Genomic DNA, 23,514 nt, shown 5'->3' on the forward strand with positions numbered 1-23,514 from the left:
AAAACACCGTTACAAAGGAGAAGTCTTATGTCTGTGTCCTGGTTAAATACCGGTGACAATGCCTGGCAGCTTACGGCGGCAACCATCGTCGGCCTGCAGAGTGTTCCCGGGCTTGTCGTGCTCTATGCTGGCATTGTCAAGAAAAAATGGGCGGTAAATTCCGCGTTCATGGCATTTTATGCGTTCGCAGCGGTGCTGATTGCTTGGGTGCTCTGGGCCTACAATATGGGCTTTGGGCATGAATGGTTCCCCTTCGTGGGTCTGCCACATCCCATCATTAGTATGCAGGATGAACTCACCCAGGCGTTGTTGCCGACATCGAACACCACGGCTGCTTTTCCCATGTCTACCATGGTGTATTTTCAGTTCGTTTTTGCAGCGATCACCTTGGTGATCATGGCGGGTGCTTTTCTTGGGCGGATGAGCTTCAAGGCGTGGATGATTTTCGTGCCCCTATGGCTCACCTTTTCCTATACCGTGGGTGCCTTCAGCCTCTGGGGTGGTGGTTTTCTTTCCACCTTGGGAGTCATTGACTACTCCGGTGGTTATGTGATCCATCTCTCCGCGGGTATCGCTGGTTTTGTCGGTGCTGCAGTGATCGGTCCGCGTTTGGCTCGTGATCGGGAAAATTTTCAGCCCAACAACGTGCTGCTGATGTTGGTGGGTGCCGGTATCCTCTGGCTGGGCTGGAATGGTTTCAACGGCGGCGATCCCTATGCTGCTAGCCGTGACGCTGGTGCCGCGGTGCTCAATACCAATCTGACCACGGCAGTGAGTGTCATTGTCTGGACCATCATGGATATCTTCTACTTCAAGAAGCCTTCGGTAATCGGTGCGGTGCAGGGCATGATCACCGGCCTTGTCGCCATCACTCCGGCAGCGGGTGTAGTGGACGGCTGGGGCGCCATTGCCATCGGTATCGCTTCCGGTATCATCCCGTGGATCAGTATGAACATCGTCGGCAAGACGGCGTTATTCCGTAAGGTGGACGACACCCTGGGCGTATTCCACACCCACGCGGTGGCGGGCGTGCTCGGCGGTATCATGGTCGGCATCTTTGCAACTAAGGAGGGTTGCGCAGCCTTTGCGTTGACCACTCCTGGCGGAGCGATTGATGGAAACTGGCATCAGGTCTGGTTGCAGATCATCGGTGCGGCGTTCATTATCGGTTTGAACATCGTTGTTACCTACGTCCTGCTGAAGCTCATCAGCTTGGTAGTTCCGCTGCGCATGAGTGAGGAGGAGCTCATGGTGGGTGATGATGCGGTCCATGGTGAAGAGGCCTATGCCTTCTTTGGCGAAGGGGAACGTCATCCGGTGCTCGGCGACTAACGAGTCGTTTGCGGATAGTGGTTCCAACGGCGGCCTCCGGGCCGCCGTTTGTATTCCAGAGAGAGAAAACGCATGACAGCGATTTTGGTTTTGCAACATCATCCCGATGAGGGGCTTGCAACCCTGGCTACCTTGTTGGCGGCCCGTGGCCACGCGGTTGATCTGCGGAAACTCTATCAGGGCGATTCGCTGCCAGGCAGCATGATTGCTCATGCAGCATTGATTCTGATGGGCGGCCCGATGAGTGTGTATGACGAAGCGGAGTATCCCTGGTTAGCCAGAGAGAAGAGCTTGATTCGTGCCGCCGCTCGGGATGGATGCCCTATTTTGGGGCATTGTCTTGGCGCGCAACTCATCACTGTTGCCCTCGGTGGAAAGGTGGAAAGCAATCCTTCGGGATTGGAGCTGGGTTGGTGGCCGGTGTCCTTGACCGCAGCGGGGCAGATTTATTGGCCGGAGATGCGGCGGGAATTCCCCCTATTTCATTGGCATGGCGAACACTGCGTGACGCTTCCCGCCGGTGCAGATGTCTTGGCGCTGAATGATGCAACGCCAGTCCAGGCCTTTGCGATTGGTAGCCAGATTCTTGCCCTGCAGGCGCACCCGGAGGTGACGGCGGAACAGGTGCGGCAATGGAGCAGCGATAACGCCGCTGATCTGACAGCCGGAGGAGAGTATGTGCAAACAGTGCCAACCATGCTGCATGCCCTCGATCAGGCTTGCGCCCAACTTGCAGTCACGGCGACGGCGTTGTACGGTCCCTGGCTAAAGCAGATCGAGAGACAAGATGGATGAGTAGCGCAAGCTCTTGGGTACGAATCACGGCGATCATTCGTCCACAGCGCATGGATCAGGTCTGTGACGCTCTTGCTGTGCTCGGAGTGAGTGGCGTGACGGTAATCGATGTAGACGGGATTGGCCAACAACTGGGCTATTCCACCTTACGCAGTGGCGCCTGGTATCAGTCGCGGAGCCATCCCAAGGTGCAGATTGAAACCGTCGTGGCAGAGGGGCAAGCCGGGCAGGTGCTTGCGCTGATTCGGGAGCAGGCCGCGACTGGCGAAATGGGCGATGGCAAGATGTGGATGGAGCCCGTTGTGGGTATTGTCGGGATTCGCGCGGAAGAAGAGGGCTGATTTCCTACTCTACCGATGGCTGGAGCTGGTCGCTGATGATGGCCTGTAGCCGCGCCGGCTGAAAACGCGCCCAATATAGCCCCAAAGCCGTGCTGAACAGCACCATCGCCAGGAAGAAAACGATCGTTGCCCCAATTCTGCCGCTCGGGAAGGGAACCACGGTTCCGTAAAATACTGCACCCAACAACGGTAGACTGATGAGTGTGATGACTAAGCTGAGCCAGCGCAAGCTGACCCTGCTGCGGAAGAGATAGCGCAGAGCGGCGAGATTGCTCAAGGCGTAGAGTAGGACAAAGCCCAGCGCGGTGAAGGTGCCGAAGATATCGATCAGATCCAGAACCGAGGCGTGGGTCAACCAGAACAGCAGAATGCTCGCCAGCACCAAGGTGGCGAGTAAGCGCAATGCGGCAATGGGCGTGCCATAGCGCGGATGCTGCCGGGCCAGCGTTACCGGCAAGACGCGGTGGGCAGCCATGCTCAACAGAATACGGGAGATGCTGTTGAAAGTCGCAATACTCGCCGAGAAAGCGGCGGTCGCCATGGCGAGATCCACCAGGATGCCCAGCCAAGGTTCTCCCATCGCGCTCGCGATGGCATTCAGGGGTGTCGAAGCGTTGCCCAAGGGTTGTCCCAAACGTTGGAATGCTAGGGTCTCGGTGTAGGCCAGAAAAACGAAAAAGACGGCGACGAGAATCACTGCCCAGCGCATCATGCCCGGGATGGCTTCGGGTTTCTTTGCCTCCGCTGCCAAATTTCCGGCCGTCTCGAACCCGCCATAGGCGAGCAAGGACAGTACCAGGGCGCTGAGTAGGGAAGGGGGTTGCAGGTGTTGAAACTGCCATTGCTGCGGATCGCTGATGCCAAAATGGGCCAGGGTAAGGATGGCAATGAGGAGAATGCAAGCGATGGAGAACCACTCCACCCACAGTCCCCAGCGCGCCGAAATCTCCACCCCGCGCCGCGCCAACGAGAAGGCAATCGCCAGGGTAGCTAGGGCAAAGAGATCAAGCAGATGCGCGCTGCCAGACCAGATGCTGTGCACGGCAGTATCGAGGAAGAGACCACAGAGCAGTGGGGCACCGAGCAGGGCACCACCGTAACCCAGAATCATGGTGAAGCCCGCTACCAAGCCGGCGACCGGATGCAGTGCCTTGGCAAGATAAAAGAATAGTGAGCCGGGGGAAGGAAAATGCCGCGCCAGGATACCCAGTTGGATCGCGACCAGCCACATGACGATCCCGACCAGGGCATAAGCCAGCCAAGTGAAGGGGCCACCATGCGCGGCGACCAAGGCAATGGTCACGGCGGGCATGGCCGAGGGGGTGATATTGGCCACGGCATGGCCCCACACCTCGCGGGTGTCTACCCGCCGGGAAGCGCTGGTCATTAAAGGTCTTAGTTGCCGGCGATGGTCATGTTATCGATGAGGATAGAGGGGCTACCGGTCCCGCCTTGAATCAGGAGATCACTGCCAATGGCAGCGAAGCCCTGAAACATCTCGCGCAGATTGCCGGCAATCGTGATTTCCTCCACCGGATATTGAATCTCTCCGTTTTCCACCCAGAACCCAGCGGCGCCACGGGAGTAATCCCCCGTCACGCCATTGACACCAAAACCGATCAGCTCGGTGACAAAGAGTCCGCGTCCCATCTGCCGGAGCAGAGCGTCGAGATCGTCCGATCCCGGTGCAAGGGTGAGATTGTGCGCACCGCCGGCATTGCCGGTGCTTTGCAGTCCCAACTTGCGGGCGCTGTACACATCCAGCAGGTACGATTGCAGGACCCCATCGCGGATCAGGTCCCGATTCTGCGTGGCAACCCCATCGCCATCAAAGCTGGCGCTGGACAGTCCACGGCGCCGCAACGGCTCTTCGTAAATGTGCACCTGTTTGGGGAAGAGAGTTTGCCCAAGGCTGTCCTGAAGAAAGCTTGCCTTTCGATAGAGGCTGCCACCGCTGATAGCTTGCGCAAAATGCCCCAGCAAGCTGGAGGCGATCTGGTTTTCGAACAGAACCGGCGCCGTGCAAGTGCCAATTTTTCGCGCACCAAGGCGACGCACGGTACGTTCGGCACAGATTCGGCCAATTTCCTCCGCGCTGGCGAGATCCTCATGCCGGCGGGCCACATCATACCAGTAGTCTCGTTGCATGCCCTGTACGTCTTCGGCAATGACCGAGCAGGATAGGCTGTGGCGTGAACCCTGACTGCGTCCAAGGAAGCCCAGACTATTGGCATAGACACTGAGGCCCTCGCCGGTGCCGATGCTGGCGCCCTCGGAATTGGTGATGCGGGGATCGGCAGCTCGCGCCACCTCTTCACAGCGGCGCGCGAGTGCTGCCGCTGCATCGGGATCAATGTCCCAGGGATGGTAGAGGTCGAGATCCGGAAATTCCTTGGCCAACAGAGCAGGATCTGCGAGCCCGGCATAGGAGTCCGGTGCGGTATGGCGAGCAATGTTCAAGGCGGCCTCGACGGTCTCGGTCAGCGCCGTGGGGGAAAAATCTGAACTGGAGGCTGAGCCCTTGCGATCTCCCAGATACACGGTGACACCGACACTCTTGTCGCGATGATATTCTACCGACTCCACCTCGCCGAGACGCACGCTCAGGGACAAGCCCTTGCCACTGCTTGCGCCCACTTCTGCGGCACTTGCGCCGCGCGCCTTGGCGATCTCCAGACATTGCTGCGCAACGTTACTGAGTTCTTGCGCTTCGCTGCTGCTCATGGGCTGTCCTTTTCTGTCACTCTGCGATCCTACCATCTTAAACGCTGCGGCAGCTGCGGGGAAAGCCGTGCCTTTTCGCCCGCAGCCAAAACGGCGTAGTATGTCGTCGGAAATCGGTAAAGGCTAGGCAGACATGGCAGGACAAACCCTCTACGACAAGCTCTGGGAACAGCACCGCATCCTTAGTGAAGAGGACGGGCGTACGTTGCTCTACATCGATCGACAGCTGCTGCACGAAGTCACCAGTCCGCAGGCCTTTGCTGGCCTGCGTGCCGCGGGGCGCAAGGTCTGGCGCGTGGACGCGAACATCGCCACTGCCGACCATAACGTGCCGACTACCGACCGGGCGGCTGGAATCGCCGATGAAACCTCTCGTCTGCAGGTCGAGACCCTGGATCGCAACTGCGCGGAGTTCGGAATCGAAGAGTTTGGCATGCTCGATCGACGCCAGGGGATCGTCCACGTGATTGCGCCGGAGCAGGGGCTGACCTTGCCCGGTATGACCGTGGTGTGTGGGGATTCCCATACCGCTACCCACGGTGCTCTGGGGGCACTGGCCTTTGGTATCGGTACCACCGAGGTTGAGCATGTGCTCGCCACCCAGTGCCTGTGGGCGCGCAAGTCGAAGAATATGCGGATCTGGGTTGATGGAACGTTGCCCGTGGGGGTGAGCGCCAAGGATCTGGTGCTGGCCATTATCGGCAAGATGGGCACCGCGGGAGGCACGGGTCATGCCATCGAGTTTGCCGGTCCGGTGGTCGAGGCGCTCAGTGTCGAAGGGCGGATGACCGTCTGCAACATGGCCATCGAAGCTGGCGCACGGTCGGGAATGGTCGCCCCTGACGAGGTGACTTTCGCCTATCTGCAGGGTCGGCCTTATGCCCCAGAGGGCGAAGATTGGCAGCGTGCCGTAGCCTTCTGGCGTAGCCTGCACACGGATGCCGACGCGGTTTTTGATCGCGAGCTGCGTATCGACGCTAGTACCCTCGTGCCGCAGGTGAGCTGGGGCACCAGCCCAGAGATGGTGCTCGGGATTGATGCCCGTGTTCCCGATCCGGTCAATGCCCCAGATCCCGTGCGTCAGGAGGCCTGGACTCGTGCCTTGGCCTATATGGATCTGCGTCCCGGCACGGCCATCAGCGAGATCCCCATCGACAAGGTATTCATTGGCTCCTGCACCAATGCGCGCATCGAGGACCTGCGGGCAGCTGCGGCGGTGTTGCGCGGCAAGCGCAAGGCAGACTCCGTCAAGGCAGTATTGGTGGTCCCGGGTTCGGGCCTGGTGAAACAACAGGCCGAGGCCGAAGGGCTGGATCAGGTTTTTCTCGCTGCGGGCTTTGAGTGGCGGGAACCGGGCTGCTCCATGTGCTTGGCCATGAACGCCGATCGCCTGGAGCCGGGGGAGCGCTGTGCCGCGACCTCCAACCGCAATTTCGAGGGCCGCCAGGGAGCGGGTGGGCGCACCCATCTGGTCAGTCCGGCCATGGCCGCAGCGGCCGCCGTGGCAGGGCATTTCGTCGACGTACGGCAGTGGGACGCGTGAACACCCGTCTCCTCCTTTTGCGAGCCGCCTTGCTGCTCTTCAGTTGTGGGCTGACGGAGTTGGGTGCCCTTGCTGCGACGCGGGCCGCCGCCAATGAAGTCGCTGGCGTCGAGTATGTCGTTCTCAAGCGTTTGGAGAAGTCCTGAGATGCAAGCTTTTACTGTGGTCGATTCGCTTTTGATCCCCCTTGATCGGGCCAATGTCGATACCGATGCCATCATCCCCAAACAATTCCTGAAGACCATCGAGCGCCAGGGTTTGGGCAAGTTTCTTTTTTTCGACTGGCGCTATCGCAATGGCGACCTCCTCGATCCGAACCCCGATTTTGTCCTGAATGACCCCCAGTTGCAGGGTGCCCAGGTTCTTCTGGCACAGCAGAATTTTGGCTGTGGCTCGAGCCGCGAGCATGCGCCTTGGGCGTTGGCGGACTATGGGATTCGCGCGGTGATTGCGCCGAGTTTTGCCGACATCTTCGCCAATAATTGCGTACAAAATGGGATCCTGCTCATTAGCCTGGAGCAGGCCCAGATCGACGCCCTTTTTGCGGCTACGCAGCGGACACCTTTGCGGGTACATATCGACCTTGCGGCGCAGGAGCTACGCAGCGACGATGGGCAGCGCTACGCTTTTACGATTGCGCCGGGGGCTAAACACAAACTCCTGCATGGCCTTGATGATATTCAGATGACACTGGCGCACGCTGCTGCCATTCGCGATTACGAAGCGCAACGCCAACAAGAAATGCCGTGGTTGTTTCGCGAGGTACACCATGGCTGAGCATGAGGATTCTGGGCTGCCGCCCTTGGCACCGAATGCGCAGATTATCGAAGGGCGGACGCGTCGTGGAAAGGCGTGTCGGGTCGTGGACAATACCGGCACCGTGGCTCTAGAAGAGTTGCAAAATCTGTTACAGGATCTGATTGAACAAGACCAGTTCCAGCCACTGGGTTTGAGTATGACCGGCGGCAATACCATTCAGATCGGTGCGCCGCAGACCGCCCACGTGCAGTTGGGCAGCGATCTTTATCGCCTGATTGTGGTCGATTATGAGGCCCGCATCGAAGGCTTTTGAGACTTTGTCTCAAGGCATCAGGCGTTGGATGTGCCAGGTATGTCCGGCTGCCACATAGGCAAAGCGGTCGTGCAGACGATTGCTGCGGCCTTGCCAGAATTCAAAGCGAATAGGGGATAGACGATAACCGCACCATGCCGGATTGCGGGGCACGTACCCGTCGGCATAGCGGGTAGCGAGATCTGCGACGCGCGCCTCCAGGCTCGCGCGATCGGCAATTTCCTGACTCTGTTCCGACGCCGCCGCAGCCAGGCGGCTGCCGACCGGGCGCTGGCGAAAGTAGCTCTCCGCGTCCTCGTCTGGGAGACGGCTCACGGCCCCCTCCAGACGGAGCTGGCGATCGAGTTCCGGCCAGTAAAAGACCACCGCGGCATGGGGATTTTCATCCAGCTGATGGCCCTTTTGGCTGCGGCTATCGCTGTACCAACAGATTCCGCGGGAATCGAAGTGCTTCAGCAGTACAAAACGGACACTGGGGTGGCCATCGGCGCCCGCCGTCGCCAGGGCCATGGCGGTGGGATCGAAGTTGCCGGCCGCCGCGGCCTGTTCCAGCCAGATCTGCATTTGCTGCCAGGGATCGGCGGCGAGATCCGTGCGCGTCAGGATACCGGCACGAAAATCTCGGCGGGTGGCGCGATGGTCGATCTCGCCGTCCATGTCTGTCTCCTACTGCTGCGCGTTACTACGGCGAATGACGCCGTCCGGACTGCCCAGGATCACCACATCGGCGCGCCGCCAGGCGAAGATGCCATTGTCGAGAACCCCAGGGATGCTATTGATTTTGCTCTCCATGGCCGCTGGGTCGGTCAGGTCCAGACCAACAACATCAAGAATCACATTGCCGTTGTCGCTGGTGAAGCCCATCCGCAGGCTGGGATTGCCACCCAGTTTTACCAACTGCCGGGCCACGAAGCTCCGCGCAAAGGGCAGGACCTCGACAGGCAGAGGAAAGCTTCCCAGTTTGCCGTGATCCTTGGAATGATCGGCAATGCAGATGAAACGCCGCGCCGCGGAAGCAACGATCTTTTCCCGGGTAAGGGCGCCACCGCCACCCTTGATGAGTCGGAAGTGCGGGTCGATTTCATCAGCACCATCCACATACACCGGAATGTCGCCGGTGTCGTTCAGATCGAGCACCCGCAGCCCCAAAGTTTTGAGCCGTTCTGCCGTGCCCAGGCTGGAGGGTACGTAGCCCTCAACAGCGATCTTGGCGCGCCCCAGAGCATCTATGAAGTGGTTGCTGGTTGAACCGGTGCCAACACCAACAACCATGCCGGGTTGGATGTAATCGAGTGCCGCCTCGGCAGCCATGCGCTTCAGTGCATCAGTATCCATGTCTACTTCCTCTATGACGACGATTTTCTTCCAGGCTCTCGAGAAACGCCCGCGCCAGAGGAAGGGCAGAGGCAGGATTCTGACCACTGAAAAGGGTGCGATCCTTACAGACCTGCGCCTGCCAAGGTTCACCGTGTAGCACCTGAAAGGCATTGGCACGCAACCGTTCTTCCAAGTGGTAGGGCCAGCGTCCCGCAAGACTGGTCTGCTCTTCCTCCAGCTTCTGAAAGCAGCTTACCTGAAAGCCAGCAAAAGGGCGATCCTGGCTTGCTGCGGGGCGGGCGAGAAGGGCAGCCGCGCCATGGCAGAGGGTGGCCACGGGAATCTGTCGATCGCGACAATGCTGCAGCAGGGTGCCAACCGTCTCGGATTCGGGCAGGTCCATCAAAGGTCCATTGCCGCCGGGCACGAACACCCCGCGCAGGGCTGGCAGCAGAGGGGCAATCTTGTGCAGTGAAATGGGGCTGTCCAAGGGGATGGCGGCGGACTCTAGCGCTAAGTGCCGTTGCTTTTCGGAATCACCCTGGAGGTTTTCCAGGTCGAGACTTTGCGGATCAATGCTGGCCGGGGCACCTTCGGGGCTAAGGAAAAGAACAGGCCAGCCAGCGGCGCGGAATTCCGTCCACGGAATCAACAATTCCTCCGCCCAGATGCCAGTGGCAATGGCGGTGCCATCGGCAAGGCGCAACGATGTTGCGCTGCTCAGGAGGATGGCGAGAAAGGGTTGCGTTGCTAGCATAACTCCAGTATACCAAAATTATGGATATTAAAAAATACAATGTTGTATTTTTTCCTAAAATAAATATTGTTGTAAGGATAATGTTTTTCCTACTGATTCTTTCGTTCTACCTATTCGCCCAGAAAAATAGAAAAATTACATATTAGAAAGTACTAACGTAATTATATAGTGTTTTTAGAAAATTCAGTCCTCTAATAGATACTGCGTATTCCCAAAAATATTTGAAGTCTCTATCTATTGCTTCCGGCTTTGCCCTGGCATACCTTTAACGCCGGTGAAAAGAATCTGTTAAAAATACAATATTGTATGAATACCGGCTTGAATCGCTCGCAGTTGCTGTTTTGGTCAGAGCAGATCCGTTTTTCGGCAGGGGCGAAAAGGGGAGTGCCTCTCCGAAGGTTTGGGTGTCGTCCGCTATTGCGGTGACAGAAAGAATGCGGAACTAGGAATCCGTCAGGGAGAAAGTAGTCATGTTCAATAAACAAGCAAAACAACTGGCATTATGGGGAGGTGGCACGCTGGCAGCTCTGTGGGCTGGCATTGCCAATGCCGGTATTTTTTGGATCTTTGATCCGCAGGGCAAGATGGCCGCTACCAATCTGCGCTATATGGTCATCGACGTGGTGGTCATGGGGGCCATCGTGGGTCTTACCGCGCTGTTGGTGATTTGGTTCATGTGGAAATACTCCAAGGGCAAGAATCGGGGCAAGTATGATGCTCATTGGTCACACTCCAACACCCTGGAGGTGGTGGTGTGGGGGATCCCGATCATCGCGGTGGGCTTTCTATCCTACTTTGCGGTCAAGGGAACCTTTGAGATCAATCCCTACAACCCGACGGTCATCACCAAGCATATGGCGCCCAAGGGTGATCCAGTGGATGTTGATGTGATCGCCACCGATTGGCAGTGGCTCTTTGTCTATCCGCAGTATCACATGGCCGTTGCCAACGAGTTGGTCTTGCCGGTGCACACGCCGGTGTTTTTTCGTTTGACATCGACGGCCGTAACCTCGGGTTTCTTCATTCCGCAGTTGGTGGGGATGATCGACGTGATGCCTGGAATGCGCACGAAAAATGCCCTGGAGAGCGACCGCATTGGCGTCTATCAGGGTATTGCCTCCGATTACGCTGGCGCTGGTACTTCCTGGATGACCTTCCCCACCAAGATGGTCAGCAAAGGAGATTTCCAAAGCTGGGTGAGCAAGGTACAGGCTTCGCCGAAGACCATGACCTATGCCAGTTTCAACCGCTTTGCCGAGCCCTATATCAACGTACATCACCGCATTGTGTATTTCTCGCATGTGGAAGATGGGATCTTTGATCATCTGATGATGGAAGTGATGGATGGCAAGACTTGGCCGTTGCCGCCGGCAATGACGGAAAACATGGTGGCTTACCTGCAAAAGCAAGCCGCAGAGCAGCGCGACTAGGAAAAAAGGAGAGGTGACGCAAATGCTCGTTCAAGTGCCTGGGGGCTGGAACCCCATACTGGGGAGACTGGCCATAGACCAGATCCCCTATACGAACCCGATTATCGCGCCACTCTTTGTGGCCGTGGTCATCGGTGGAATCATCATCTTGGGACTCATCACCTATTACCAGAAATGGGGATATCTCTGGAAAGAGTGGTTGACCACCGTCGATCACAAAAAGCTCGGGGTGATGTATATCATCCTCGGTTTGGTGATGCTGTTCCGTGGCTTTGTTGACGGACTCATGATTCGTACCCAGCAAGTCTGGGCCAACGGGCCGCAGTCCTCCGGTGTTTTTGGTGCCGTGCATGGTTACCTGACGCCATTCCATTTTGGACAGGTCTACAGTGCCCATGGCCTGATCATGATCCTGCTCGCGGCCACGCCGTTGCTGGTCGGCTTCATGAATATCATCGTGCCGATTCAGATTGGTGCGCGGGATATGGCCTATCCCTATCTCAATGCCTTAGGTCTGTGGATCACCGCGGCAGCCGTCGGCTTGATCATGATCTCTCTCTTCGTCGGTGACTTTGCGCACAACGGTTGGTTTGGTTACGCACCGATCTTTGAACTGCAATACAGTCCCGGTGTGGGGGTTGATTACTGGATCTGGACCCTGGAACTGACCGCCTTGGGTACGACGCTGGGTGGTATCAACCTGATTGCCACCATCGTCAAGATGCGTGCCCCTGGTATGACCTGGTTCAAGCTGCCAATTTTCACCTGGGCCAGCCTGTCCGCCAACATCATTGCCTTGACTTCCTTTCCGGCTTTGCAGGTAGCGCTTTTTCTGGTTGCCTGTGACCGCTACTTTGGCTCGCATTTCTTTACGGCGGGCTTTGGCGGCAACTTGATGTTGTACACCAATCTATTCTGGATCTGGGGTCACCCGGAGGTGTACTTCGTGATTCTGCCGGCCTTCGGCATGATGTCGGAAATCTTCCCTGCCTTCAGTGAGAAGCCGCTGTTCGGTTACATCACGATGGTGGCGGCGAGCTTCGCCATTGCCGGCGTATCGTGGCTGGTATGGTTGCACCACTTCTTTACCATGGGTGCCGGTCCCGACGTCAACAGTGCCTTCAGTGTGGCAACCATGCTGGTGGGCATTCCTACTGGTGTGAAGGTCTTCAACTGGGCCTTTACCATGTACCGCGGCCGCATCACTTATACCGCCGCCATGCTCTGGGCCATCGGTGCGTTGTTCCTGCTCTTGATTGGTGGCTTGACCGGTATGATGTTGGCGATTCCTGCCATCAACTACATGGTGCACAACAGCGTCTTTGTGATTGCGCACTTCCACTGCATGTTGCTGACGATCGTCTATGCCATCTTTGGCGCAGTGATCTTCTGGTTTCCCAAGGTCTTTGGTTTCAAGCTCGATGAGTTCTGGGCTAAGACCATGTTCTGGCTCTTCACTGGTGGCACGGCGCTGGTTTTCGTGCCGATGTACATGCTCGGCTTCATGGGCGAGACGCGGCGCCTCGATTACGTCTTCAACACCGCGTGGCATCCCTATCTGCTCACGGAAGAGATCGGTATCGCCGTCTACTGTCTGTCGGTGGTGGCCTTTTTCGTGCTGCTTTACGTGAGTATTCGCGATCGGGTGAAGAACCGTGTGGGCCAGGATGCCTGGGGAACTTCGCGTTCTCTGGAATGGGTGACCCATTCGCCGGTGCCGTTCTACAACTTTGCCGTGACGCCGCATGTCAATGCGCGTGATGAATTGGCTTGGCGCCGTCACAACGGCATCAATGAAGCGCAACCGACGCAATATGTCGACATCCACATGCCGAACAACACTGGCGTGGCAATCTATATTGGCGCTTTGACCTTCGTCTTGGGCTTTGCCCTGACTTGGCGGGTCTGGTGGCTCTGCCTGTTGAGCCTGCTGGCCATCATCGTGCTGATGATCGTCCGTTCCTGGCGTGGTGATCCGGGGTACATCGTCACCGCTGCAGAGTTGGAGCAGATGGAGCGCAAGGCCATGCAGCGCCAGCAGCAGGTGGAGGGACATCTTCCCCATGCTGGTGGACAGCATGCAATACCCGGCGGGGCAATGGCCTATGAGGGGCAATCCGTTCGCCCCCTGGGTACGCCACCGAGTACTGGGGATCAGCACTGAGAGGATTGTGGGCGTGGCCCATGCCACGCCCCTGACAAGAGGATTTGCTAAGATGAGTGCACACAATTCACCCGATCCAAAGACAGCGGTGCTGTGGGATACCCACTATCACGGTCATGACGTGATCTCTACGCGGAGCTTTGGCTATTTTCTGTATCTATTGAGCGACGGCATGCTTTTTGCGACCTTGTTCGCGGCGTACGGCGTGCTGAGCTATTCCCACAGTTATTTCAATGGCCCGACACCAGCGGATTTTGTTCATCCCTGGTACACCTTTACCCAGACCGTGGCGCTCTTCCTGAGCGTGTTGGCTTATGGCATGGGCATGAGCGCAGTCAAAAAGGGGAACAAGGCTGGTCTCATGAACGGTTTGGTTGCTGCCTTCGTACTGGGGGCGATTTTTCTGGGTCTCGACATTCACGACATGATGGACCTTGCCGCCCATGGCATCACCGTGCAAACCAGTGGCGGTACCTCGGCCTTCATCGTTCTGACGCAAGTCCATGCTGCCCACATCTTTTTTGGCTTGATATGGATTCTGGTGATGATGACCCAGATCGTGGGTAAAGGTTTTACCATCGAAACGGTGGGGCGTTTGCTGAGCTTGCGCATGTTCTGGCATCTGCAGGCCATCATCTGGGTCTTTGTCTATGTCTTCGTATATCTGTGGGGATACATGTCATGAGTCATGGTCACGACAATCCGATCTTGCACCCGGAAGTACAGATGTCGAGTACGCGGGGATATTTTACCGGCTTCCTGATTTCCTTGTTGTTGATGCTGGCGGCGACGGCAATGGTCTCTTCCCACGCCTTTCCGCCGTTTGGTCTCCTTTTGGTGATTACGGTTTGCGCCGCCATTGCCATCATCGCGCAGATCTACTTTTTGCTGCATCTTGATGTCTCGGAGCACAACATCTGGAATACGGTGTCGTTGGTGCTCTTTATTCCGTTATTCATCATTACCATTGGCTTGACCTGGTGGATGTTCTCGCAGCTGTACCTGCGCACCATGCCAATGATGCCAGGAATGCACTAGAGGTATTCGGGAGGGATTGATGTCTACTGCTATTGAGAATGGTCGGGTCGGGTCGCTGGGGCAGGAGAATATCCCGCACGCGGTAGAACCGGAGATGACCCCCTTCGTACGGGTCATTGGCAAGCTGATTGGGCTGGCCCTATTGGCAGCCATCGTGGCTGGGGTAATTGAAGGGATGCGCAGCAGCGGCGGCGTGGTTGACGCCCTGGTGCGCGCCCTCTCTACCACCGAGGTCGGTTTTGCCATGGTGCTCATTCTCCTAGGGAGTCTGGTCGAAGGCTTTGGCTATGGCCTGTCTCTCGGGACCAAATGGCCCTACACGCGGAACATCGTCATTCTGATGTTACGCAGCGATCCCGAGGCTGCGCATCGGGTGGTCGCCACCTTGGTGGGTTTGCTAGCCTTGGCCTTGGCGATTCTGGCACCGGGCGTGAACACCCTTTCCGGCCTGGGACTCATTGTCGTGACTGCGCTGTTTGGCATGGGCACGCTCTATGTCCTAGCCGGCAAGGCCCCTTCCCTGGTTCATGGAACCCATGGGCTGCTCGCCTACGGGGTCTTTTTGATTTATCTCGTCAATCTGGCCTATCCGGGCATGAATTTCTGGACTTATCTCGGTTCCATAGGGGCATTGCATGCGCTTTTACTGGCGGTCTTCCTGGGTGGAATGACCACGGGCCAGCGTGGTTTCGGTCAGGCTATTGGCGCGTTTGTGAGTCCGCAGAAGGCCTCGCAGTGGACCGTTGCGGCACATGTTTCTGCGGCACTACTGTTGGTCGCGACTTTGGGCTGGTATATGCCGGCTTTCCCCGTCGCGTTTTATCTGGCGGTGATCCAGGTCGCCGTTGGCTTCCTGTTGTTCCATTCGGTCAATCTCAAGCCCAAGGATCCAGGGATCCTGGTGGCCTTCCATCAAGGCATGGTGCTCTCCATGAGCCTCGCCATCGTCTTGGTCTGGCGTTAAGGAATTACAGTCATGGCGAAATCTCTCGGTGAGTCCTCCCCCCTTCTATTGCCCAGCCCGGGTTCCGCGCTGCAATTGCTGCGCGATCTTTGGGTCCTGGCCAAGGCGCGGGTAGTCTCCTTGTTGGTCTTTACCGCCGCGGTGGGAGAACTGCTCGCGCCGGGAGGTATCCAGCACTGGCCGGCGGCCATTGCCGGGCTGGTCGGCATCGCCCTCGCCGGTGGCGCTGGCGGGGTCTTGAATCAGATCGTCGAACCCGAACTCGACCAGCACATGCGGCGCACCCATCGGCGTCCCCTGGCGGAAGGTCGAATTGGTCGCCACGGTGCCATCCTTTATGCCCTGCTTCTGCTGGCCGTGGCGGTGACGGTGTTGTGGATTTGGACCAACCCGCTGACACTGGCCCTTACGCTGTTGGGTACGGTCGGCTACGGTGTGGTCTATACCCTCTACCTCAAACCAAGCACTCCGTGGAATATCGTTTGGGGGGGGCTCGCCGGTGCCTTGCCTCCCCTGATCGGGTGGACGGCAGTCACCGGTTCCATGGCCGCCTTGCCCCTGCTTCTGGTGGCGCTGATCTTTGTCTGGACTCCAGCCCACTTCTGGCCACTGGCCATCTACTGCCGTCGTGACTACGCCAAGGCCTGCATCCCCATGCTGCCGGTAACGCACGGTGTGGACCGTACGCGTCGAGAAGTTCTCCTCTACGCCGTGGCAACCTGGATCGTCAGTCTGGTGCCTGCCTTTCTGAATCACGACTGGATCTATGGCGGTATCGCCTGGATAGCCGGTGCCTGGTTCGTCGGCATGGCCCTACGCCTGCGCAAGCTACCCGAAGGGACGGAGATGGATCTGTACGCGCGAAAGATGTTTGCCTTCTCCATCACCTATCTCTTCTTGCTCTTCACCGCCCTGCTGCTGGGCAAGGTCGTGATGGCGTATGGCCTCCTCTAAAGCCTCCGGTCGGCGTGCCCGCCCTGCGGGCCCGCCAATGACCAGCCGTGAAAAGAAAGCCGTTTTTGGCTTGAGCTTTATTTATATGACGCGAATGCTCGGGCTATTCATGTTGATGCCCGTGCTTGCCCTCGATGCCCACGCCATGCGCGACAGCACACCGTTTTTGCTGGGACTGGCAGTAGGAATTTATGGCTTGGCGCAGGCGATGTTACAGTTTCCCTTTGGGAGCGCCTCGGATCGCTTTGGTCGCAAACCCGTACTGATTTTCGGTCTTCTGCTCTTTATCCTCGGTTCCGTACTTGGCGCAGTCACGGATAACATCTGGGGTGTGGTGCTGGCCCGTGTGCTGCAAGGAGCCGGGGCCGTGTCCTCGGTCTTATTGGCCACAGCGGGAGATCTCACCGATGATGCCCATCGCACCAAGGCAATGGCAGCGATTGGCGGGAGTATTTCCGTTGCCTACGTGCTGGGCATGGCGTTGGGACCAATCATCTATGGCATCGCCGGCCTTGCGGCAGTGTTTTGGGGGGCCGCAGTCCTCGGCGCACTGGCATTTCTACCGTTACTGTTGGTGATTCCGCAGATCCCGGAGGGACAGCAGCGGCGCATGGGCTCCTTCCGTGATGCCTTGCGCATATTCGCGCATCCGGCGGTGCAGGCAGCGAGTGTTGGTATTTTTATCCTGCAAATGGTTCTGGGCGCGAGCTTTGTGGTGCTTTCGCCGGAACTGCTGCGGGCCATGGGGGTGACCCAGGGTGCCATTTGGGAGGTCTATCTCCCCGTCATGTTCGGCGGCATTGTGGTCATGCTCTACCCTGTTATCTATGCCGAAAAACACAAGCAACATCGGCGCATGCTCGCTATTAGTGGGGTGACGATTGCCATTGGTGCCCTGCTGATGGGACTCTTTGCAGGTTTTTTTTGGCCAGTTGGCATCGCTGCCATTATCTTTTTTGGCGGCTATAACATAGCCTCCGCCATCCTGCCCTCCATGATGAGCCGATCTACCGCTCCAGAGCAGCGTGGGGCAGCCAGCGGTGTCTATTCCCTGATGCAGTTTCTCGGCATTTTCGCTGGCGGGGTAGTGGGCGGATGGGGTTTGGGCTGGATTGGGGTACAGGGGGTTTTCTATATCCTGGCAGTGGTTGGAATCGCCCTGGCTCTCCAAAGCACGATGGCTGGGGGTGCAGTAGGAAAATTGCTGGCGGCGGAAGAACGTTCCTGAGCGTTACAGGCCACCATTGCCCACAATCAGTGCAAAGATGCCAAAGAGAATACAGTAGATTCCGAAAGGCCGTAGTGCCTTGATTTCGTGTTGATGAAAATAGCGCATCAGGAACCAAACGGAAAACCAGGCAAAGATGGCGGAGATGACGCCGGCGATGATAATGACGCCCAAAAGTCCATGCTGCAGATGTTGATGCACCAATTTAGGAACTTCGAGTAGGCCAGCAGCGCCGATGATTGGGGTTGCCAGCAAGAAGGAAAAGCGCGCTGAATTGGCGTAGTCGAGCCCTACGCCAATACCGGCAACGAGGGTTGCGCCAGAGCGGGAAAAGCCAGGAATCAGCGCCAAAGATTGTGCGAAACCGATGACCAAGGCGCGCTGCCAGCTCAGTTTTTCGAGGTTGTGGCTCGGTTCCCGGGCACGCAGACGATCCCCCCAGATGAGCAGAATGCCATTGACCATCAGGGCCACGGCAGCAAAGCTGAAGCCACCGAAGAGGTCCTTGATTCGATGCGCAAGGGCAAGACCCAGGAGTCCAGCGGGAATGCTTGCCAGTACCAGGAGCCAGAGCAGCCTAGTCTCAGCGCTGCGTGGCCGTCCCCGATCGCGCAGAAAGGCACCAAGCAGTGAAACCCAGTCGCGCCAAAAAAAGCTGAGTAATGCCGCCAACGTACCGAGGTGTAAGACAACGATAAAGGGCAAAAACCAGGAGGCATCGCGATTGATGGGCCAGCGGAAGATGGCCGGCACGAGAATGCTATGCCCGAGACTGGAGATCGGGAAAAGCTCGGTAACGCCTTGCAACGCCGCAAGGAAAAACAGATAAAAATGATGGACCATGGATGCGGCTCAGAGATAGCGAACGCTGAGAATGCTATATTCTCTGGTTCCGCCGGGGGCGTTGACTTCGATGCTGTCGCCTTCGTGTTTACCGATCAGGGCACGGGCGACAGGAGAGCTGATGGAGATCTTGTTTTCCTTGATGTCCGCCTCCGCATCACCGACGATCTGATAGGTAATGGCCTGCCCTTCCTCATCCTCGAGCTCTACCGTGGCCCCAAAGACGATGCGATCGCCAGCATTGAGAGACTTGGGATCAATGATTTGCGCGCGCGCGATGAAGTCCTCGATCTCCCGAATCCGTCCCTCGATAAAACCCTGTTGTTCCTTCGCCGCGTCATATTCGGCGTTTTCGGAGAGGTCGCCCTTGGCCCTTGCTTCGGCAATGGCCTCGATCACCGCAGGACGATCTTTGCTTTTGAGGCGTTGTAACTCTTCACGCAAACGTTGGGCGCCGACGACGGTCATCGGGATTTTATCACTCATTACACTGATCTCCGGGAAGGGGACTGGCTAGCCAGATCCTGCAAACAAACAACGCTACGTTCTTGGCTCAGCAGTACACTCAGAGCCGCGGCACCCGCCGTGGCGCCGGCCAAGGTGGTGTAGTAGGTGAGCCCCATCTGCAGGGCGGCACGACGGATGCTGAAGGAGTCGCGCACCGACTGCCGCTCATCGACGGTATTGATGATGATCTGTACTTTGCCATTCTTGATGGCATCGACGATGTGGGGGCGGCCTTCCGTCACCTTGTTGACTGCCGCGACCTCCAGGCCGGCTTGCTCGAGGTACTTGGCAGTGCCGCGCGTGGCGATCAAGGTAAAGCCCAGGCGATGCAGCTCTCGTGCTACGGTGATGATGCCTTCCTTGTCCGCATCGCGCACGCTCAAAAAGACCGTGCCTTGGCGCGGAAGGTGCTCCCCTGCAGCAATCTGTGCCTTGAGGAAGGCCTCGCCAAAACTGCTGCCGATGCCCATGACCTCGCCAGTGGATTTCATCTCTGGACCCAACAGCACATCAACACCGGGAAATTTGAGGAAAGGAAAGACCGCTTCCTTGACGCTGAAGTGCTGACCCAAGGTGATTTCTTCCACGCCCTGTTCTGCCAGGGTTTTGCCCGCCATGCAGCGCGCGGCAATCTTCGCCAACGGAATGCCCGCCGCCTTGGAGACGAAGGGCACCGTGCGAGACGCACGCGGGTTCACTTCCAGTACAAAAATATCTGCTCCCTGGACAGCGAATTGGCAGTTCATCAGACCCACTACGCCGAGCGCCTTGCCCAATGCCTCGGTTTGCTGCCGCAGTCGGGTCTGTATCTCCATGGGTAGGGAGTAGGGGGGTAAGCAGCAGGCAGAGTCACCACTATGGACGCCGGCTTGCTCAATGTGCTCCATGATGCCCGCAACGAGCACGCGCTGCCCATCGGCCACGGCGTCGATATCCACTTCCAAGGCATTGTTCAGGAAACGATCGAGCAGCACCGGCTGATCCTCGGAAACGCGCACGGCTTCCTGCATGTAGCGCTCCAGATCATCCTCAGCATAGACGATCCGCATGGCGCGGCCACCGAGTACGTAGGAGGGACGCACGACCAGCGGATAACCCAGGGCGCGGGCGTGTTGCAGGGCCTCGCTGCCACTCCGGGCAATGGCGTTTTCTGGCTGGCGCAGTTGCAGGCGCTGCAACAACTGCTGAAAGCGTTCTCGGTCCTCGGCCAGATCGATGGAGTCGGGGCTGGTACCAATGATCGGCACCCCCGCCGCAGCGAGGTCGTTGGCGAGCTTGAGTGGGGTTTGGCCCCCAAACTGGACGATGACCCCCTCGGGACGCTCGACGTGGATGATTTCCAGCACATCCTCCAAGGTGAGCGGCTCGAAATAGAGTCGATCGGAGGTGTCATAGTCCGTCGATACCGTTTCCGGATTGCAGTTGACCATGATGCTTTCGTAGCCATCCTCACGCATGGCCATAGCCGCATGCACACAACAATAATCGAACTCGATCCCTTGGCCGATGCGGTTGGGTCCACCCCCAAGAATCACGATTTTCTTGCGGGTGCTGGGCTTCGCCTCGCACTCGTCTTCATAGGTAGAGTAGAGGTAGGGGGTAGGCGAGTGAAACTCTGCTGCACAGGTGTCCACCCGCTTGTATACGGGGCGGATGCCGAGTTTCTGGCGATGCTCTCGTAGCGCCGACTCGCGGCAGCCAAGCAGTTGCGCCAGGCGTCGATCGGAGAAGCCCAGGCGCTTGAGGCGACGTAGCGTGAGTTTGTCGAGACTGGCGAGGGCGAGGCCACGCAAGCCATTTTCGGTTTCCACCAGCTCGGCAATCTGTTCGAGAAACCAGGGATCGATCTGGGTCAATTCCTGTACCTGGGCGAGGCTCCAACCGCGGCGGAACGCATCGGCAACTTGCCAGAGGCGCTCGGGGCCAGGGTTGCGCAAGGCCTGCTCCATCTGCGCCGCATCCAGGTCCTTACTGCTGTCCAGCTCATTCAGGCCATCCATCCCCGTTTCCAGCCCGCGCAGGGCTTTCTGCAGGGACTCTTGGAAGCTGCGGCCCATAGCCATGACCTCACCCACCGATTTCATCTGGGTAGTGAGATGGGCGTCGGCATCGGGAAATTTCTCGAAGGCAAAGCGGGGAATCTTCGTCACCACATAGTCGATGCTGGGTTCGAAGCTGGCAGGTGTTGCCTGGGTGATGTCGTTGCGCAGTTCATCGAGGGTGTAGCCCAGCGCCAGTTTGGCCGCTACCTTGGCGATGGGAAAACCCGTCGCCTTGGAGGCCAGCGCGGAGGAACGGGACACCCGTGGATTCATTTCGATGACCAGTTGCCGCCCGTTGCGCGGGTTGACGGCAAACTGCACATTCGAGCCCCCGGTGTCGACGCCGATGCGCCGCAACACGGCAATGGAAGCGTCGCGCATGACCTGATATTCGCGATCCGTCAGGGTCTGAGCCGGTGCCACGGTGATGGAGTCACCGGTATGAACCCCCATGGGATCCAGGTTTTCGATCGAGCAGATGATGATGCAGTTGTCGGCACGGTCACGCACCACTTCCATCTCGAACTCTTTCCAGCCGATCACCGACTCTTCGATCAAGACTTCGTGGGTGGGGCTGGCATCCAGCCCGCGGGTGACGATTTCTTCAAACTCTTCGCGATTATAGGCGACGCCTCCACCGGTGCCGCCGAGGGTGAAAGAGGGGCGAATGATCACTGGGTAGCCAATGTTTTCAGCAATTTCCCGCGCCTCGTCGAGGTGGTGGGCAAAGGCGGAGCGCGCGACCTCCAGGCCAATCTCTTCCATGGCCTTTTTGAACAGACCGCGATCTTCGGCCTCGCGGATGGCGGCGATACTGGCGCCAATCAGCTGCACGCCGAAACGATCGAGCACCCCTTCACGATGCAAGTCCAACGCGCAGTTCAGGGCAGTCTGGCCTCCCATGGTGGGGAGGATGGCGTCGGGTCGTTCCCGTTCGATGATGCGGGCAACGGTCTCCCATTCCACCGGCTCGATGTAGACCGCATCTGCAGTCTGTGGATCGGTCATGATGGTGGCGGGATTCGAGTTGACCAGGATGACCCGGCACCCTTCCTCGCGCAGGGCCTTGCATGCCTGCACACCGGAATAATCGAACTCGCAGGCCTGGCCAATGACAATGGGGCCGGCACCGATGATCAGCACACTCCGTAGATCTTCACGCCGAGGCATGGGTTTCCCTCCTGGCGAAATGGGCAACGAACTCATCAAATATGACACTGGCGTCATGTGGACCCGGCCCGGCTTCCGGATGTCCCTGAAAAGAGAATGCCGGAAGCTGGCGATGGCGCATCCCCTGCAAACTGCCGTCGAAGAGAGATACATGGGTGACTTCGACACTGTCTGGCAGACTCTCTGCACGAACGGCAAAACCATGATTCTGACTGGTGATCAGTACGCGACCACTGCGCAGATCTCGTACCGGATGATTGGCGCCGTGGTGACCAAACTTCATTTTTTGCGTCTCGCCACCGAGGGCAAGTCCGAGTAGTTGATGGCCGAGGCAGAGCCCAAAGGTGGGCATCCCCGACTCGACCACCGTACGCAGGGTATCTTGTGCCTGCGTCAAGGCGGCGGGATCGCCGGGGCCATTGCTGAACAATACACCATCGGCATCCAGCGCCAGGATTTCGGCTGCGCTGCTGTTCGGCGGCAACACGGTGACGCGGCAGCCCCGATCGGCCAGGAGGCGCAGGATGTTGCGCTTGGCACCAAAATCCATGACCAGCACATGATGCTTCTTCTCTGTTGCTGGCTCTTGGCTGATGTAGCCGTGCTCGGGGGCTGGGCTGCCTTGTCGCCATTCCTGTTGCTGACCGTCGGTCACCTCGGCGATGAGATCGGCGCCCTCCAAGCCGGGAAAGGCGCGAGCCGCGGCCAGCACAGTGTCGACGCAGATGGATGTACCGACCGCAAGGGCGCCATTCTGTGCGCCATGTTCGCGCAAGTGCCGCGTGAGGGCTCGGGTGTCGAATTCCGCCATGCCGGGTATGCCATGCCGTTGTAGATAGTCGTTGAGGTCTTCCTGGGCGCGCCAACAGCTGGCAGCCCGGGGTAGAGTGCGTACGAGCAGCCCGGCGCAGAATATTTCTCGCCCCTCCGCATCTTCTGCATTGACGCCAACATTGCCGATATGGGGATAGGTCAGGGTAACGATCTGCCCGCGGTAGGAGGGATCGGTCAAGATTTCCTGGTATCCCGACATTGCCGTGTTGAAGCAAACCTCACCCGCCCGTAAGCCGGCGGCGCCAAAGCCTGCACCATGAAAGATACGGCCATCGGCCAATGCCAGGACTGCGTCCAAAATCCACCTCGAAATTGCCAGAGAGAAGATGCAAAAAATGGGAGGGCAGAGGCCTCCCATCTACTTTTTCTATTCTAGATAACCCGGCATAATCGGGTCAAACGCAGCGAGTTCCGATCCATCCAAGGCGACTATGCGATGATATACTTTACTCTCGCCGC

Annotated in this window: 23 protein-coding genes; 14 read left to right on the plus strand and 9 right to left on the minus strand. The window is 58.0% G+C overall.

Going from position 1 to position 23,514, the window contains the following annotated elements:
* The first annotated feature begins 27 nt into the window (after positions 1-27).
* From M5D89_RS06100 to M5D89_RS06110, 3 genes are all read left to right on the plus strand, one after another.
* Entirely contained in the window at positions 28-1,332 is a 1,305-nt protein-coding gene (locus M5D89_RS06100; RefSeq protein ID WP_248884951.1) for an ammonium transporter, read from the plus strand.
* A gap of 72 nt (positions 1,333-1,404) precedes the next feature.
* Positions 1,405-2,127, plus strand: a complete 723-nt coding sequence (locus M5D89_RS06105) for a type 1 glutamine amidotransferase (RefSeq protein WP_248884952.1) — start codon at positions 1,405-1,407, stop codon at positions 2,125-2,127.
* On the plus strand, positions 2,124-2,468 hold the full coding sequence (locus tag M5D89_RS06110) for a P-II family nitrogen regulator (RefSeq protein ID WP_248884953.1): 345 nt from the start codon (positions 2,124-2,126) through the stop codon (positions 2,466-2,468). The genes M5D89_RS06105 and M5D89_RS06110 overlap by 4 nt, the downstream gene beginning before the upstream one ends.
* A 4-nt stretch (positions 2,469-2,472) precedes the next feature.
* Here the strand turns inward: M5D89_RS06110 and M5D89_RS06115 are convergent, their stop codons facing one another.
* Together M5D89_RS06115 and pmbA are read right to left on the minus strand one after the other, a co-directional pair.
* A complete protein-coding gene (locus tag M5D89_RS06115) occupies positions 2,473-3,855 on the minus strand; it encodes an APC family permease (protein ID WP_248884954.1) in 1,383 nt (460 codons plus the stop codon).
* An 8-nt stretch (positions 3,856-3,863) separates the two neighbouring features.
* Complete coding sequence (pmbA, locus tag M5D89_RS06120) at positions 3,864-5,192, minus strand: metalloprotease PmbA (protein ID WP_248884955.1); 1,329 nt, start codon at positions 5,190-5,192, stop codon at positions 3,864-3,866.
* 133 nt (positions 5,193-5,325) lie between these two features.
* On the opposite strand from pmbA, the gene leuC reads away from it, so the two are divergent.
* From leuC to M5D89_RS06140, 4 genes are read left to right on the plus strand one after another with little or no spacing between them, the layout of a single operon-like run.
* A complete protein-coding gene (gene leuC / locus M5D89_RS06125; RefSeq protein WP_248884956.1) occupies positions 5,326-6,735 on the plus strand; it encodes a 3-isopropylmalate dehydratase large subunit in 1,410 nt (469 codons plus the stop codon).
* Positions 6,732-6,881, plus strand: a complete 150-nt coding sequence (locus M5D89_RS06130; RefSeq protein WP_248884957.1) for a hypothetical protein — start codon at positions 6,732-6,734, stop codon at positions 6,879-6,881. Before leuC ends, M5D89_RS06130 begins: the two co-directional genes overlap by 4 nt.
* 1 nt (position 6,882) lies before the next feature.
* Positions 6,883-7,512: a 3-isopropylmalate dehydratase small subunit gene (gene leuD / locus M5D89_RS06135; protein ID WP_248884958.1), complete on the plus strand. Its 630-nt coding sequence runs from the start codon at positions 6,883-6,885 to the stop codon at positions 7,510-7,512.
* Entirely contained in the window at positions 7,505-7,807 is a 303-nt protein-coding gene (locus M5D89_RS06140; protein ID WP_248884959.1) for a hypothetical protein, read from the plus strand. The genes leuD and M5D89_RS06140 overlap by 8 nt, the downstream gene beginning before the upstream one ends.
* A 9-nt stretch (positions 7,808-7,816) precedes the next feature.
* On the opposite strand, the gene pdxH is transcribed toward M5D89_RS06140, so the two are convergent.
* Genes pdxH through M5D89_RS06155 form a run of 3 tightly spaced genes read right to left on the minus strand, consistent with a single transcriptional unit; the run spans position 7,817 to position 9,881 of the window.
* Complete coding sequence (pdxH, locus tag M5D89_RS06145) at positions 7,817-8,464, minus strand: pyridoxamine 5'-phosphate oxidase (protein ID WP_248884960.1); 648 nt, start codon at positions 8,462-8,464, stop codon at positions 7,817-7,819.
* Positions 8,465-8,473: 9 nt separating this feature from the next.
* Entirely contained in the window at positions 8,474-9,142 is a 669-nt protein-coding gene (gene rpiA, locus M5D89_RS06150) for a ribose-5-phosphate isomerase RpiA (RefSeq protein ID WP_248884961.1), read from the minus strand.
* Positions 9,132-9,881: a DJ-1/PfpI family protein gene (locus tag M5D89_RS06155; protein ID WP_248884962.1), complete on the minus strand. Its 750-nt coding sequence runs from the start codon at positions 9,879-9,881 to the stop codon at positions 9,132-9,134. The genes rpiA and M5D89_RS06155 overlap by 11 nt, the downstream gene beginning before the upstream one ends.
* 470 nt (positions 9,882-10,351) lie before the next feature.
* Between M5D89_RS06155 and M5D89_RS06160 the strand changes: the two genes are divergently transcribed.
* The 7 genes from M5D89_RS06160 to M5D89_RS06190 are packed head-to-tail and all read left to right on the plus strand — an operon-like array spanning position 10,352 to position 17,659.
* Entirely contained in the window at positions 10,352-11,311 is a 960-nt protein-coding gene (locus M5D89_RS06160; protein ID WP_248884963.1) for a ubiquinol oxidase subunit II, read from the plus strand.
* A gap of 22 nt (positions 11,312-11,333) precedes the next feature.
* Complete coding sequence (locus tag M5D89_RS06165) at positions 11,334-13,475, plus strand: cbb3-type cytochrome c oxidase subunit I (protein WP_248884964.1); 2,142 nt, start codon at positions 11,334-11,336, stop codon at positions 13,473-13,475.
* A gap of 52 nt (positions 13,476-13,527) precedes the next feature.
* Positions 13,528-14,160, plus strand: a complete 633-nt coding sequence (locus tag M5D89_RS06170) for a cytochrome c oxidase subunit 3 (RefSeq protein WP_248884965.1) — start codon at positions 13,528-13,530, stop codon at positions 14,158-14,160.
* Positions 14,157-14,513 (plus strand): cytochrome o ubiquinol oxidase subunit IV, encoded by a 357-nt coding sequence (locus tag M5D89_RS06175; RefSeq protein WP_248884966.1) that lies wholly within the window; start codon positions 14,157-14,159, stop codon positions 14,511-14,513. The genes M5D89_RS06170 and M5D89_RS06175 overlap by 4 nt, the downstream gene beginning before the upstream one ends.
* Before the next feature lie 19 nt (positions 14,514-14,532).
* Positions 14,533-15,477: a cytochrome C oxidase assembly protein gene (locus M5D89_RS06180; protein ID WP_248884967.1), complete on the plus strand. Its 945-nt coding sequence runs from the start codon at positions 14,533-14,535 to the stop codon at positions 15,475-15,477.
* Between the two features lie 12 nt (positions 15,478-15,489).
* Positions 15,490-16,431: a heme o synthase gene (locus tag M5D89_RS06185; RefSeq protein ID WP_248884968.1), complete on the plus strand. Its 942-nt coding sequence runs from the start codon at positions 15,490-15,492 to the stop codon at positions 16,429-16,431.
* A 37-nt stretch (positions 16,432-16,468) separates the two neighbouring features.
* Complete coding sequence (locus tag M5D89_RS06190; protein WP_248884969.1) at positions 16,469-17,659, plus strand: MFS transporter; 1,191 nt, start codon at positions 16,469-16,471, stop codon at positions 17,657-17,659.
* Positions 17,660-17,662: 3 nt separating this feature from the next.
* On the opposite strand, the gene M5D89_RS06195 is transcribed toward M5D89_RS06190, so the two are convergent.
* Genes M5D89_RS06195 through carA form a run of 4 tightly spaced genes read right to left on the minus strand, consistent with a single transcriptional unit; the run spans position 17,663 to position 23,353 of the window.
* The gene (locus tag M5D89_RS06195; protein WP_248884970.1) at positions 17,663-18,502 is read right to left on the minus strand and encodes an undecaprenyl-diphosphate phosphatase; all 840 of its coding nucleotides are present in this window, start codon (positions 18,500-18,502) and stop codon (positions 17,663-17,665) included.
* 9 nt (positions 18,503-18,511) lie between these two features.
* The gene (gene greA / locus M5D89_RS06200; protein ID WP_248884971.1) at positions 18,512-18,988 is read right to left on the minus strand and encodes a transcription elongation factor GreA; all 477 of its coding nucleotides are present in this window, start codon (positions 18,986-18,988) and stop codon (positions 18,512-18,514) included.
* Positions 18,988-22,221, minus strand: a complete 3,234-nt coding sequence (carB, locus tag M5D89_RS06205; RefSeq protein WP_248884972.1) for a carbamoyl-phosphate synthase large subunit — start codon at positions 22,219-22,221, stop codon at positions 18,988-18,990. The genes greA and carB overlap by 1 nt, the downstream gene beginning before the upstream one ends.
* Positions 22,208-23,353, minus strand: a complete 1,146-nt coding sequence (gene carA, locus M5D89_RS06210; RefSeq protein ID WP_248884973.1) for a glutamine-hydrolyzing carbamoyl-phosphate synthase small subunit — start codon at positions 23,351-23,353, stop codon at positions 22,208-22,210. The genes carB and carA overlap by 14 nt, the downstream gene beginning before the upstream one ends.
* Positions 23,354-23,514 lie beyond the last annotated feature (161 nt).

The sequence above is a fragment of the Acidithiobacillus acidisediminis genome (assembly GCF_023277115.1).
GTDB classification, from domain to species: Bacteria; Pseudomonadota; Gammaproteobacteria; order Acidithiobacillales; family Acidithiobacillaceae; genus Igneacidithiobacillus; species Igneacidithiobacillus acidisediminis.